The organism is Anoxybacillus sp. LAT27, from assembly GCF_022030075.1.
GTDB classification, from domain to species: domain Bacteria; phylum Bacillota; class Bacilli; order Bacillales; family Anoxybacillaceae; genus Anoxybacillus; species Anoxybacillus kestanbolensis.
This window is the reverse complement of record NZ_JAIWYK010000311.1, coordinates 1-232: the sequence shown is the minus strand read 5'-3', so window position 1 is coordinate 232 and position 232 is coordinate 1. Positions and strand designations below refer to the sequence as shown.

1 protein-coding gene is annotated in these 232 nt (G+C 70.3%); it reads right to left on the bottom strand.

Features of this window, described 5'->3' with window-relative positions; translation table 11 throughout:
* The coding region (locus LD028_RS09590) for a nitrilase-related carbon-nitrogen hydrolase (protein WP_275949121.1) at nucleotides 1-232 on the bottom strand (232 nt) is incomplete at both ends.

Genomic DNA, 232 nt, shown 5'->3' with positions numbered 1-232 from the left:
CCCATGTCGAGCAGCGCATCGCCCCAGGGATCGATCACCAGCGACTGGCCATCGGTCGCGCGACCATCTTCATGCACGCCGGTCTGCGCTGCGGCGATGATAAAGGCGCCTGCCTCGATCGCGCGGGCGCGAAGCAGGGTATGCCAATGCGCCGCGCCGGTCGGCCGGGTGAACGCCGCCGGCACCGCGAGCAGCGTTGCGCCCGCTTCGCTCAACGCCGCATAAAGCCCGG